We start from the raw sequence: 12,038 nt of genomic DNA on the forward strand, positions 1-12,038 counted from the left end.
GGTGCCGCTTGTCGACCGTACGGCCGTACCGCCCGCGCGGCGTCCCCGGGCCCGTGCCCACAGTGGCGTATGCCCAGTCCCGCGCACACGCCCGTGCACCCGCCGCCGCCCGCAGGACCGGTCGTCCCCGGGACCCGTCTGCGGCCCGCCGCCGTGTTCCTCGCGCTCGCGACCGTCGTGGCGCTCGCCGCCGGGTGGCCGCTCGTCGCGCGGGCGCTGCCCGACGAGGAGGGCGTACGGGCCGGGGCGCGGCTCACGATCGGCCCCGAGGGCGCGGGGCGGGTGGTCCTGCAAGTGCGCGGGGGCGGCTGGGAGCTGTCCCGCTCCGCGAGCGACCCGGACAGCGGCTATCTGCTCAGCCGCGCGGGGGTACGGGTCAGGGCGAGCCGCGTCGACCTGCTCACGACCGAGGCGGCGGGACGGCTGTGGCCGGGGCTGCGGGACGTGCTGCGGGCCTCGGACGCGGGCTCGCGCCTCGGGGCGCCCGAGAGGGCCCGTACGGCGGAGGGCCGCCCGGGGCGGACCGGGAGCGCCGAGCAGGGCGGGCGCGCGGGACGCGCCTTCGCCTTCGCCGCGCCGGGCGAGGACTTCGCCGTGACGGTCGTGGTGCTCGGCGGGCGCGGCGCGGAGCGGGAGGCGCTGCGGGACGGGTACGCGCTGGCGCGCAGCGCCCGTTTCGAGGGCGGTGCGGCGTGAGCGCCCCACCGGCCACCGCACCGGCCCCCGCGCCCGCGCGGTTCAGGGAGGTACGGGCCTGGGCGGCGCGCCGCCGCCTCGGCGCGGCGATCGTCGTCCTCTGCCTCTTCGGGCTCGGCGTCCTCGTCTGGAACTTCTCCGGCACCGCTCGGGCCTTCCCCGGGCCCGCCCTCCTGTCCGCCTTCCTCCTCGCGGTCGTGCTGTACGTCGCCTTCACGCTGCTGCGCCGGGTGCGCCCGGTGCGCACGCCGCCCCGGAAGTGGAGCTGGGCGGGGGTCGCCTGGGGGGCCACGGCGGCGACGGGGTGCGCGCTGCTCGCCAACGGCGGGCTCTCGGCGGTGTGGTCGCGCACCGCCGGGGTCGACTTCGCGTCCTCGTGGGGCGCGGCGCTGACCGCGCCGCTCAACGAGGAGGGCATCAAGACGGCGGGCATCGTGCTGCTCGGCGTGGCGTTCCCCGCGCGGATGCGCGGGCCACTGGACGGCTGGGTGCTCGGGGCGCTCGTGGGACTCGGCTTCCAGATGGCGGAGAACTGGACGTACGCGCTCAACGGCATCGTCGGGACGGGCGGCACCACGCCCGGTGACGCGGCGCTCCAGTCCGTGGTGGGGCGGGTCCTGTACACGGGCCTCGGCTCGCACTGGACGATGTCGGCGGTCGCGGGGACGGGTGTGGGCCTGCTGCTGAGCCGTTCGCCGGGGCCCGCGCGGCGGCGGCGCGCGGGGGCGGCGGCGTGCGTGCTGACGGCGGTGGGGATGCACTGGCTCTTCAACGCGCCGTTCCTCGGCGGAGGGCTCGGCACGGGCGTCAAGGCGGCGTTCGACTTCCTCGTCGCGGGCAGCTTCTGGATCGTCCTGCGGCACGCCTACCGGCACCGTGCGCGGGCCGAGTTGCGTGCGCCGGGGGTCGCGCCGGGCGCGGACCGCCTGCTGACCCGGCGCGGGCGCCGCCGGGTGCGGGCGGCGGTGCCGCAGGGGGCGGAACGGGAGCGGTACGCGCGGCTCATGGTGGCCCAGCTCGACCTCCTGGAGGAGCGCGCGGGCACGGGCTGCCCGCGCCCGGCCTTCGAGGCGGCGGCGCGGGCCCGGGTGGCCGAGGCGCGGTACGTCCCTTCGGGCGTCGAGGGCTACTGAAGGCGGCGGGCGCGTACGGTACGCCCGTGCCGCCCGGCGCGCCGGGGCTTTCCCCGGGCTCTCGCCCGTCCGGCGGAAGGTGCATGACGCGGGCTCCGGCGGGGCATAGGATCGCCCAGATTCTGCGAAGGGAAGACTCATGGCATCGGCTACGTGTCCGTGCGGCGGTACCTTCAGCACGGGCGACCCCGGTCCCGGCGGGGAGATCCCCGAGCTGGTCCACCGCGACGCACTGAACCGCGAGGCCCCCTGCCCCCTGGAGACCCCGGCCACCCCGGCCCGGGCGGAGGCACGGGCGGGCTGAGCCGACAGGCGGGAACGGGGGCGGCGCGCCCGCACCGAACGCCCCGCGTCCCACTCCACCGCGGCGCGAGCATCCCCAGCGCCCTTTCGCGCAGGCCGCTTTCCCTGTTTCCGTACCGCCTCGCGATCGCCCGGCGCCGGGCCGCCCCCTGGGTGAGGCCGGCCCCCCCGGCCCGTACCGTACGGGCATGGTGACGACGTGGGACGTGGCGGGGCGTGGGGTGTTGCGGTTGCCGTCGGGGGTGCTGGTGCGGGGGCGGGGGTTGCGGGATGGGGAGCCGGCGGGCGTGGGGGCGGAGTTCGGGGTGTATCTACTGGGGCGCGACCCGGGCGTGACTGCGTGGGAGGCGCGGTGGGTCCGGTGGCCGGATTTTCGGCTCCCCAGCGATCGCCCGGCGTTCGCGGCGGTGTTGCGCGAGGCGCTGTCCCGGGCCGCCGGGGAGCGGGTCGAGTTCGCGTGCGGGGGCGGGATCGGGCGCACCGGCACGGCCCTCGCGTGCCTCGCGGTGCTGGACGGGGTCCCGGCGCGCGAGGCGGTCGCGTACGTACGGGCCGGTTACCACCCGCGCGCCGTCGAGACGCCGTGGCAGCGGCGCTTCGTGCGACGGTACGGGGCGGGGGCGGCCTGATCGGCCGGGAGGGCGCGGGAACGGGCCCGTACCCTCCCCGCCCCGTCCCCCTCCCGGTCGTCAGCTTCCGTCCCGGTACGCCTCCAGGAGCCGCAGCCACACCTCGCTGATCGTCGGGTAGGACGGGACCGCGTGCCACAGGCGGGCGAGGGGGACCTCGCCCGCGATCGCGATCGTCGCGGAGTGGAGGAGTTCGCTCACGCCGGGGCCGACGAAGGTGGCGCCGCGCAGGAAGCCGTGGTCCTCGTCGACGATCAGGCGGGCGCGGCCCGTGTAGCCGTCGGCGTAGAGGGCGGCGCCCGCGACGGAGCCGATCTCCTGGTCCACGGCGCGCACGCGGTGGCCCGCCGCCTCGGCCTCCGCGAGGGTCAGGCCGACCGCCGCGATCTCGGGATCGGTGAAGACGACCTGCGGGACGGCCGCGTGGTCGGCGGTGGTCTGCGCCGGGGACCAGGGCGCGGTGTCGACCGTCTCCCCCTTCGCGCGGGCGGCGATCGCCGTGCCCGCGACGCGGGCCTGGTACTTGCCCTGGTGGGTGAGGAGCGCGCGGTGGTTGAGGTCGCCGACGGAGTAGAGCCAGTCGGTGCCGGGGACGCGGCAGCTGTCGTCCGACTCCAGCCAGGCGCCGGGCTCCAGGTCCACCGTCTCCAGGCCGAGGTCCTCGCTGCGCGGGGCGCGGCCCGTGGCGAAGAGGACTTCGTCGGCCTCCAGGGTCGAGCCGTCCCCGAGGGTCAGCGAGACCGTTCCGGTGCCGCCGGGGCGGGAGACCTCGGCGACGGAGGTGCGGGGGCGGATGTCGACGCCGTGCTCGGCGAGCTGCTTGGCGAGGAGTTCCCCGGCGAACGGCTCCAGGCGGTCGAGGAGGCCCTCGCCGCGGACGAGCAGGGTGACGTGCGCGCCGAGGCCGCGCCAGGCCGTGGCCATCTCGACGGCGACGACGCCGCCGCCGACGATCGCGAGCCTGCCGGGCACCTGCTGGGCGCTCGTGGCCTCACGGCTCGTCCACGGTTTCGCCTCGTCGATCCCCGGGAGGGGCGGGAGCTTGGCGCGGCTGCCGGTCGCGAGGACGACGGCGTGCCGTGCCGTGAGCCGTCTGACGGTGCCCTCGGGGGTCGTGACGGCGACGGTTTTCGGCCCGTCGAGCCGTCCGTGGCCGCGGACGAGGGGCACGTCGACCGAGTCGAGCCACTCGACCTGCCCGCCGTCCTTCCAGTGCGAGGTGAAGGAGTCCCTGCGCGCGAGCACGGGGCCCGCTTCGAGGGGCCAGGTGACCTGCTGCGCGAGGCCGGGCAGGCGTCGGGCGTCGGCCTGTGCGAGTACGGGGCGCAGGAGCGCCTTGCTGGGCATGCAGGCCCAGTAGGAGCACTCGCCGCCGACGAGTTCGCTCTCCACGATCACGGTGCTCAGGCCCGCGGAGCGGGTGCGGTCGGCGGCGTTCTCGCCGACGGGGCCCGCGCCCACCACCACGACGTCGTAGGTCTGCTGCTCGGCCTCGGTTCCGGTGTCCGTCATGACTCCAGTCTGTCGAAGTGTGTGCGTCCTCGCCACGGGGGTAGCGGGGACGGAATACGCCCTGACGCGGCACCGTTGTCCTGACGGGTTCGCATCCGGGCCGTATCGATGTGCCAGGACAGACCAGGAAGTAGGAGAAGCATGCCCACTGTGGAGCTGACCAAGGAGAATTTCGACCAGACCGTGACGGACAACGAGTTCGTCCTGATCGATTTCTGGGCGTCCTGGTGCGGTCCCTGCCGCTCCTTCGCCCCGGTCTACGAGAAGTCGTCCGAGGAGAACCAGGACCTCGTCTACGGGAAGATCGACACCGAGGCACAGCCCGAACTGGCCGCCGCCTTCGGTATCCAGTCGATTCCGACGCTGATGATCGTCCGCGACCAGGTCGCGGTCTTCGCCCAGCCGGGCGCGCTGCCGGAGGCCGCGCTCCAGGACGTCATCGGGCAGGCGCGGGCGCTCGACATGGACGAGGTCCGCAAGTCGATCGCCGAGGCCGAGAAGTCGACGGGCGGGGAGTCCCCGCAGCCGGGCGAGTCCGCCTGAGCCACGCCGGCGACGGCACCAGGACCGGGGTCCGCGCGAGGGCCGGAACACCCCCCTTCCGTACCGGTCTCCCGTGGTCCCGGACCACCCCCTCTCACCCGTTCGGGTGAGAGGGGGTGGTTTTTTCGCGCACCTGTGCCCCCGCCACCGGGGGAGCCGCGCGGGAACTTCCTCAGAAGGGGTAGCCCGCCACGTCCGCGCGTACGGTCGTCCACCGCGTCTCGGTGAAGGCGTCGAGGTTGGCCTCGCCGCCGAAGCGGGCGCCGGTGCCGGAGGCGCCGAGGCCGCCGAAGGGGGCGACCGCCTCGTCGTTGACGGTCTGGTCGTTGATGTGGACGATCCCGGTCGGGACGCGCTCGGCGAGTTCGAGGCCGCGCGCGGTGTCGCGCGTGACGATGCCGAGCGCGAGTCCGTAGGGGCTCGCGGCGGCGAGCTTGACGGCCTCGTCGTCGTCGGCGAAGGACCGTACGGGCGCGACGGGCCCGAAGACCTCCTCGGTGTAGGCCGGGGTGTCCTCGTCGACGTCGGCGAGGACCGTGGGCCGGTAGAAGAGGCCCTCGTGGGTGCCGCCCGCGGCGAGTCTGGCGCCACGCGCGGTGCTCGCCTCGACGAGGCGGTGGATCCTGCCGAGCTGGCCCTGGTCGATGACCGGCCCGAGGTGGACCTGCTCGCGGTAGGGATCGCCGACGCCGAGCGAGTCGGCCTTGGCGGCGAGCCGGGCCACGTACTCGTCGTAGAGCGAGGCGTGCACGAGGTGCCGCCCGGTGGTCATGCAGACCTGTCCCTGGTGGAAGAAGGAGCCCCAGGCGGCGGTGGATATGACGGCGTCGATGTCGGCGTCCTCGCGCACGATCAGCGCCGAGTTGCCGCCGAGTTCGAGGTGCGCGCGGGTGAGGTGGCGCCCGGCGGCCTCGCCGACCGCGCGGCCCGCCGTGGTGGACCCGGTGAAGGAGAGGACGGGGACGCGGGGATCGGCCACGAGGGCCTGGCCCATCGAGGCGTCCCCCGGCAGGACGTGCAGGACATCCTCGGGGAGCCCGGCGGCGGCGAACACGGCGGCGAGGGCGAGGCCGCCGCTGACGGCGGTGCGCGGATCGGGCTTGAGGAGCACGGCGTTGCCGAGGGCGAGCGCGGGCGCGACGGAGCGGATCGCGAGGACGAGCGGCACGTTGAAGGGCGCGATGACGCCGACGACGCCCACGGGGACGCGGCGCGTGTACGAGAGCCGGGGCGCCTCCGAGGGGAGCACCTGGCCGAGCGGGCGCGAGGCGAGCGCGGCGGCCTCGAAGCACTCCTCGGCGGCCACGCGCAGTTCGAAGTCGGCCTTGCCCGGGATCGATCCGGTCTCCCGCACGATCCAGTCGCGCAGTTCCGCCGCGTGCGCGGTGAACAGTTCGCCCGCGCGCCGCAGTACGGCCGCGCGCTCCGCGTGGGGGCGGGCGGCCCAGGTGTGGCGGGCGGCGTCGGCGACGCGTGCCGCGTCGGCCAGGTCCCCGGTGGTGGCGAGGCGGTAGTGGCCCAGCGTGTCACCGGTGGCGGGCTCGGTGACGGGGTGCTCGGCGCCCGAGAGCGGACGGGGCTGCCAGGCGGCGGGATCGAGCAGGGGCATCGGGTGCGTCTCCAGTCGGTGTGGTCCGGGGTGGTCCCCGGCAGGCGGGGAGGCCGAGGCACACGGCGGCACCGGGTTCGCGTGGTGGGGGGAGGGCGCGCGGAACCACCGACTCGCTGCCGAATGCTCACAACCGGTCAGATCTGGTCGAGCAACGATCATCCTAGCCAAGACAGTTGACCGTGGGCCATGGGTTCCGCCGCGCTCACGACCGGCGGTCGGCAACCCGCCCTTCTCCCCCCTCTCACCGGAAGCATTCCCTCCGACCTTGCGAATCAGCCGAGTTGGCGGAGCCTTCCGCACACCGCCGCGCACCGCCCGGCGCCGGACGCGGTGCGGGAGCGCGGAGGGGCGGCAACTACGGTGTGCCGGTGACTGCTTTCACGGATGATCAGGCGCCGGGACCGGCGGACGAGAGCGTGGTGCCGGGCCGTTTCGGCGCGCACGCGACGAGCGAGGCGGACGCCGCCGGGGTGGGCCGCGTGCACACCTCGTACGCGCCCGCGCACGACGGGGACCCGGACCCGGGCGAGATCGTGTGGACCTGGGTGCCCTACCGCGAGAACGACGGGCGCGGCAAGGACCGCCCGGTGCTCGTCGTCGCCCGCGAGGAGGCGGGCACGCTGCTCGCCGTCCAGCTCTCCAGCAAGCCGCACTCGGGCGACCGCGACTGGGTCTTCCTCGGCAGCGGCCCCTGGGACCGCACGGGCCGCGACTCCTGGGTCGCCCTGCACCGCGTCCTGCGGCTGCACGAGGAGGGGATGCGGCGCGAAGCCTGCGCGCTCGACCGGATGCGCTTCAACACGGTCGTCGGACGGCTGCGCGAGCGGTACGGCTGGCACTGAGGGCGCGGAGGCGGGGCGGGGCCCGGGAGCGGGGCGCGGCCGGGAGCGGGGCGCGGGGGCCGGGGGCGAGGTGTCAGCCGGTGCCCGACGGCCGGGGCACGGCATCGGCCCATGGCCCCCCGGCACCCCGCGCTCCCCGGCACCCCGCAACAGCCGCTCCCGCCCGCGCCCCCTCCCCCGGCCACCTCACCCCCACAAAGGGCTGAAAAGCGCTGCTTCACCCGTTCGGCGGCGGTGCGGGCCGCCCTGTGCCCTTGTGGGATGCCGAGGGCTGGTCTTGGCTTGAGGCTTCGCACAGGGACTTGTACGGGAACTTGTGAGGGCCCGAGCGGAGGACGCGATGCCGGACGAGGTGGCCGTGAGCGGGGCCGAGCTGGAGGCCCTGGTACGCGGCGTCTGTTTCAAGACCGGGCCGCCGCGTGCGGTCGGGGTCGAGGTGGAGTGGCTGGTGCACGCGCCCGAGCGGCCCGGTCACGTCCTGAGCGCCGCGGAGTACGAAAAGGCGCTCGCCGCCGTGCGGGCCCTGCGGCTCTCCGCGCCGCTCACCGTGGAACCCGGCGGGCAACTGGAACTCAGCTCACTGCCCGCCCCCTCGCTCGGCGCCTGCTGGGAGGCGATGCGCGAGGATCTCGCCGCCGTACGGGTGGCCCTCGCCCCGCTCGGGCTCGCCCTCACCGGCACGGCCACCGATCCCTGGCGCGCCCCGCTGCGGCGGCTGCGCGAGCCCCGGTACGAGGCGATGGAGCGGGTGCTCGACCGCACCGGCTCGTCGGGGCGGGCGATGATGTGCTGCTCCGCCTCGGTGCAGGTGTGCGTGGACGCGGGGCTCCCCGGCCCCGGTCCGCTGGGCTTCGAGCGCCGCTGGCGCCTGGCCCACCTGCTCGGCCCCGTCCTCGTCGCGGCCTTCGCCAATTCCCCCTTCCTCGCCGGGCGCGCCACCGGCTGGCGCTCGACGCGGCAGGCGCTGTGGGCGGCGATCGAACCGGGCCGCACGGCGGCACCCCCGCTCGGCACGGACGCGCGGACGGCGTGGAGCCGGCACGTCCTGGACACCCCGGTCATGTGCGTACGGGCCGACGAGGGCCCCTGGCCCCTGCCCGAGGGGCTCACGCTGCGCGCGTGGGCGCGCGAGGGCGTACGGGCGGAGGGGGCCGGGCGGGCGCCCGTCGCGGCCGATCTCGACTACCACGTCTCGACGCTCTTCCCGCCGGTGCGGGCGCGCGGGCACCTGGAGCTGCGGATGATCGACGCGCAGCCGGGCGAGGACGGCTGGGCGGTGCCGCTCGCCGTGGTCGGCGCGCTCTTCGACGACGAGGAGGCGGCCGAGGCCGCGTACCGGGCGGTCGCGCCGCTCTCGGCGCGGCTCGGCGAGGTACCGCCACCGCGCTCGCCGCTGTGGCTCACCGCGGCGCGCGACGGGCTCACGGACCCCGGTCTCGCGGGGGCGGCGCGCGCGTGCTTCGAGGCCGCGGCCGGGGCGCTGGACCGGCTCGGCGCGCCGTCCGCGCTGCGCGCCCTCGTCGCCGGTTTCACCGAGCGGTACGTGGCGCGGGGCCGCTGCCCCGCCGACGACCTGCTCGCCCATCCCTTCGACTCGCTCGCCGAAGCGCCGGGCCTGTGGGGCACGACGGCCCCGCGCGGCAGGAAGGACGTGGTGTCATGACCGCTGTACAGGAACCCGGCCAGGACGCGGAGGCGCTGCGCGACCTCGCCCTGCGCAGCCTGAGCGCCGCCCGCGCCCGTACCGCGCTGCTCACCGACGCGGTGGACGAGCCGGACCTCGTGGCGCAGCACTCGCCGCTCATGTCGCCGCTCGTGTGGGACCTCGCGCACATCGGCAACCAGGAGGAGCTGTGGCTGCTGCGCGCGGTCGCGGGGCGGGACGCGATGCGGCCGGACATCGACCCGCTGTACGACGCCTTCGAGCACCCGCGCGCCGAGCGGCCGTCGCTGCCGCTGCTGCCGCCCGGGGAGGCGCGGCGGTACGCGGCCGAGGTGCGCGGGCGGGTCTTCGATCTGCTCGAGGGGGCGCGGTTCGGCGGCGGGGACTTCGGCGCGGGGCTCACGGAGGCGGGTTTCGCCTTCGGCATGGTGGCCCAGCACGAGCAGCAGCACGACGAGACGATGCTCATCACGCACCAGCTCCGCTCGGGCCCCCCGGTGCTCCGGGCGCCCGACCCCGCCCCGGCGGACGCGAGCGGCGTACCCGCCGAAGTCCTCGTCCCGGGCGGTGAGTTCACGATGGGCACGTCCACGGAACCGTGGGCGCTCGACAACGAACGCCCCGCGCACCGGCGGAACGTCCCCTCCTTCTGGCTCGACACGACGCCCGTCACGTGCGGGCGGTACGCCGCGTTCCTCGCGGACGGCGGCTACGAGGAGCGGCGCTGGTGGCACCCCGAGGGGTGGCGGTTCGTGCGCGCACAGAACCTGCGCGCGCCGCTGTTCTGGCGGCGCGAGGGCAGTACGTGGCTGCGGCGGCGCTTCGGGCACGTCGAGCCGGTGCGGGACGAGGAGCCCGTCGTGCACGTGAGCTGGTACGAGGCGGACGCGTTCGCGCGCTGGGCAGGGCGCAGGCTGCCCACGGAGGCCGAGTGGGAGAAGGCGGCCCGGCACGACCCGGCGACCGGGCGGGCGCGGCGCTTCCCGTGGGGCGACGGGGCGCCGGGCCCCCGGCACGCCAACCTCGGTCAGCGGCACCTGCGCCCGGCCCCGGCGGGCAGCTACCCGGAGGGCGAGTCGCCCTACGGTGTGCGGCAGTTGATCGGGGACGTGTGGGAGTGGACGGCGAGCGACTTCCTGCCGTACCCGGGCTTCGTGACGTACCCGTACAAGGAGTACTCGGAGGTGTTCTTCGGCCCGGAGTACAAGGTGCTGCGCGGGGGTTCCTTCGGCGCGGACGAGGTCGCCGTGCGCGGTACCTTCCGCAACTGGGACTACCCGGTCCGGCGGCAGATCTTCGCGGGCTTCCGCACCGCGCGCGACGCCGCTCCCGGCGAGGGCTCCTGATGTGCCGGCACGTGGCGGTGCTGAGCGAGGCGCCCGAGGCGCTCGGCACCCGGCTTCTCCTCCCGCCGCACGGGCTGCACCGGCAGTCCTGGGCGCCGCGCGCGCAGCGGCACGGGACGGTCAACGCCGATGGTTTCGGGGTGGGTTGGTACGCGGACGGTGATCCGGTCCCGGCCCGCTACCGGCGGCCGGGACCGCTGTGGGGCGACCCCGGGGTGCGGGATCTGTGCCGCGTCGTGCGGAGCCGGGCGCTGCTCGCCGCCGTACGGGACGCGACGGAGCCCGGACCGGACGACGAGGCGGCGAGCGCGCCGTACACGGCGGGACGCTGGCTCTTCAGCCACAACGGCGCGGTGCCGGGCTGGCCGGAGAGTCTCACGCCGCTCGTCCCCGGGCTGCCCGCGCGGCTGCTGCTCGGCCTGGAGGCGCGCTGCGACGCCGCGTTCGTGTGGGCGCTCGTGCGGCGGCGGCTCGATGCCGGGGCACCGCCGGGGGAAGCCCTCGCGGAGACCGTCACGGAGGTCGCCGAGGCCGCGCCGGGGGCGCGGCTCAACCTCCTCATGACGGACGGGGAGCGGATCGTCGCGACCGCGTGGGGCGACACGCTCACGTACCTGCGCGCGCCCGGACTCGTGGTGGTCGCCTCGGAGCCGTACGACGACGACCCCGCCTGGCGCACGGTCCCCGACCTGACCCTGCTGGAAGCCGACCGCGCCGACCTCGCCCTGACCCCGCTCAAGGAGCCGACCCAGTGAGCCCGTTCGCCCTGACCCGCACCCTGCCCGTGGACACGACGGGCGAGGCGCTGCGCGCCGACGTCCGCGCCGGACTGACGGCGAAGCCGAAGGAGCTGCCGCCCAAGTGGTTCTACGATGCGCGAGGTTCGCGGCTCTTCGACGAGATCACGACCCTGCCCGAGTACTACCCGACGCGCGCCGAGCGCGAGATCCTGCTCGACCGCGCCGAGGAGATCGCGACCGCTTCCGGGGCCGGGACGCTCATCGAGCTGGGCTCGGGGTCCTCCGACAAGACGCGCCATCTCCTGGACGCCATGCGGGACTTGCGCGCGTACGTGCCCGTGGACGTGAGCGAGAGCGCGTTGCGCGAGGCGGGTGAGGCGCTCGCCGCGCGCCACGAGGGGCTCGACGTCCACGCGCTCGTCGCCGACTTCACCGCTCCGCTCGTCCTTCCCGGGACGCCCGGCCCGCGCCTGCTCGCCTTCCTCGGCGGCACGCTGGGCAACCTCCTGCCCGTCGAACGGGCCGCGTTCCTCGCCTCGTTGCGCGCCGTGCTCGCACCCGGCGACCTCCTGCTCCTCGGCACGGACCTCGTGAAGGACGAGGAGACACTGCTCGCCGCGTACGACGACGCGGCGGGCGTGACGAGCGAGTTCGACAAGAACGTGCTGCACGTCCTCAACCGTGAACTCGGCGCCGACTTCGATCCGGACTCCTTCCGGCACGTCGCCGTGTGGGACGCGGAGCGCGAGTGGATCGAGATGCGGTTGCGGGCGCTGCGCGAGATGACGGTGAAGATCCCGGCGCTCGACCTCACGGTGCCATTCGCGGCGGGCGAGGACCTGCGCACGGAGATCTCGGCGAAGTTCCGCCCCGAGGGATTGCGCGCCGAACTCGCCGCGGCCGGTTTCGCCCCGGCCGAGTGGTGGACGGACCGGGCGGGGCGGTTCGCGCTGTCGCTGTGGGGCGTGTCGGCGGACTGAGCCGAGCACGAGGTCCGATTCCCGCCAGCCATCGCCGCG

The 12,038-nt window shown here is 75.6% G+C and carries 12 protein-coding genes; 10 read left to right on the forward strand and 2 right to left on the reverse strand.

What is annotated here, in order from left to right; translation table 11 throughout:
- The first annotated feature begins 69 nt into the window (after positions 1–69).
- The 4 genes from STTU_RS02165 (at position 70) to STTU_RS02175 (ending at position 2,761) form a co-directional block, all read left to right on the forward strand.
- Positions 70–696, forward strand: coding sequence for a hypothetical protein (locus STTU_RS02165; protein WP_234019116.1), 627 nt, complete (start codon positions 70–72; stop codon positions 694–696).
- On the forward strand, positions 693–1,829 hold the full coding sequence (locus tag STTU_RS02170; protein ID WP_043253833.1) for a PrsW family intramembrane metalloprotease: 1,137 nt from the start codon (positions 693–695) through the stop codon (positions 1,827–1,829). Before STTU_RS02165 ends, STTU_RS02170 begins: the two co-directional genes overlap by 4 nt.
- Positions 1,830–1,968: 139 nt before the next feature.
- Entirely contained in the window at positions 1,969–2,133 is a 165-nt protein-coding gene (locus STTU_RS34485) for a hypothetical protein (protein ID WP_158678764.1), read from the forward strand.
- A 187-nt stretch (positions 2,134–2,320) separates the two neighbouring features.
- Positions 2,321–2,761, forward strand: a complete 441-nt coding sequence (locus tag STTU_RS02175) for a protein-tyrosine phosphatase family protein (protein WP_043253835.1) — start codon at positions 2,321–2,323, stop codon at positions 2,759–2,761.
- Between the two features lie 60 nt (positions 2,762–2,821).
- On the opposite strand, the gene STTU_RS02180 is transcribed toward STTU_RS02175, so the two are convergent.
- A complete protein-coding gene (locus STTU_RS02180) occupies positions 2,822–4,273 on the reverse strand; it encodes a dihydrolipoyl dehydrogenase family protein (protein ID WP_043253836.1) in 1,452 nt (483 codons plus the stop codon).
- Positions 4,274–4,414: 141 nt separating this feature from the next.
- On the opposite strand from STTU_RS02180, the gene trxA reads away from it, so the two are divergent.
- The gene (gene trxA / locus STTU_RS02185) at positions 4,415–4,816 is read left to right on the forward strand and encodes a thioredoxin (protein WP_037868693.1); all 402 of its coding nucleotides are present in this window, start codon (positions 4,415–4,417) and stop codon (positions 4,814–4,816) included.
- A 172-nt stretch (positions 4,817–4,988) separates the two neighbouring features.
- On the opposite strand, the gene STTU_RS02190 is transcribed toward trxA, so the two are convergent.
- On the reverse strand, positions 4,989–6,425 hold the full coding sequence (locus STTU_RS02190; RefSeq protein ID WP_043253839.1) for an aldehyde dehydrogenase family protein: 1,437 nt from the start codon (positions 6,423–6,425) through the stop codon (positions 4,989–4,991).
- Between the two features lie 371 nt (positions 6,426–6,796).
- On the opposite strand from STTU_RS02190, the gene STTU_RS02195 reads away from it, so the two are divergent.
- The 5 genes from STTU_RS02195 to egtD all read left to right on the forward strand — a co-directional run bounded on the left by STTU_RS02195 (position 6,797) and on the right by egtD (position 11,999).
- Positions 6,797–7,270: a type II toxin-antitoxin system PemK/MazF family toxin gene (locus STTU_RS02195; RefSeq protein ID WP_007819388.1), complete on the forward strand. Its 474-nt coding sequence runs from the start codon at positions 6,797–6,799 to the stop codon at positions 7,268–7,270.
- A gap of 340 nt (positions 7,271–7,610) precedes the next feature.
- Positions 7,611–8,933 carry an ergothioneine biosynthesis glutamate--cysteine ligase EgtA gene (gene egtA, locus STTU_RS02200; RefSeq protein ID WP_007819389.1) on the forward strand — a complete coding sequence of 441 codons (1,323 nt, stop codon included), beginning with the start codon at positions 7,611–7,613 and terminating at the stop codon, positions 8,931–8,933.
- Positions 8,930–10,279 carry an ergothioneine biosynthesis protein EgtB gene (gene egtB, locus STTU_RS02205; RefSeq protein ID WP_043253841.1) on the forward strand — a complete coding sequence of 450 codons (1,350 nt, stop codon included), beginning with the start codon at positions 8,930–8,932 and terminating at the stop codon, positions 10,277–10,279. The genes egtA and egtB overlap by 4 nt, the downstream gene beginning before the upstream one ends.
- Entirely contained in the window at positions 10,279–11,034 is a 756-nt protein-coding gene (egtC, locus tag STTU_RS02210; RefSeq protein WP_043253843.1) for an ergothioneine biosynthesis protein EgtC, read from the forward strand. The genes egtB and egtC overlap by 1 nt, the downstream gene beginning before the upstream one ends.
- The gene (gene egtD / locus STTU_RS02215; RefSeq protein ID WP_043253844.1) at positions 11,031–11,999 is read left to right on the forward strand and encodes an L-histidine N(alpha)-methyltransferase; all 969 of its coding nucleotides are present in this window, start codon (positions 11,031–11,033) and stop codon (positions 11,997–11,999) included. The genes egtC and egtD overlap by 4 nt, the downstream gene beginning before the upstream one ends.
- The last annotated feature ends 39 nt before the right edge of the window (positions 12,000–12,038 follow it).

It is taken from the genome of Streptomyces sp. Tu6071, assembly GCF_000213055.1.
GTDB lineage: Bacteria > Actinomycetota > Actinomycetes > Streptomycetales > Streptomycetaceae > Streptomyces > Streptomyces evansiae.

Excerpts from the sequence above, each read along its gene's own strand:
- STTU_RS02165 (WP_234019116.1), top strand. The coding sequence starts at position 70 with ATGCCCAGTCCCGCGCACACGCCCGTGCACCCGCCGCCGCCCGCAGGA.
- STTU_RS34485 (WP_158678764.1), top strand. The coding sequence starts at position 1,969 with ATGGCATCGGCTACGTGTCCGTGCGGCGGTACCTTCAGCACGGGCGAC.
- STTU_RS02175 (WP_043253835.1), top strand. The coding sequence starts at position 2,321 with ATGGTGACGACGTGGGACGTGGCGGGGCGTGGGGTGTTGCGGTTGCCG.
- STTU_RS02180 (WP_043253836.1), bottom strand. The coding sequence starts at position 4,273 with ATGACGGACACCGGAACCGAGGCCGAGCAGCAGACCTACGACGTCGTG.
- trxA (WP_037868693.1), top strand. The coding sequence starts at position 4,415 with ATGCCCACTGTGGAGCTGACCAAGGAGAATTTCGACCAGACCGTGACG.
- STTU_RS02190 (WP_043253839.1), bottom strand. The coding sequence starts at position 6,425 with ATGCCCCTGCTCGATCCCGCCGCCTGGCAGCCCCGTCCGCTCTCGGGC.
- egtA (WP_007819389.1), top strand. The coding sequence starts at position 7,611 with ATGCCGGACGAGGTGGCCGTGAGCGGGGCCGAGCTGGAGGCCCTGGTA.
- egtB (WP_043253841.1), top strand. The coding sequence starts at position 8,930 with ATGACCGCTGTACAGGAACCCGGCCAGGACGCGGAGGCGCTGCGCGAC.
- egtC (WP_043253843.1), top strand. The coding sequence starts at position 10,279 with ATGTGCCGGCACGTGGCGGTGCTGAGCGAGGCGCCCGAGGCGCTCGGC.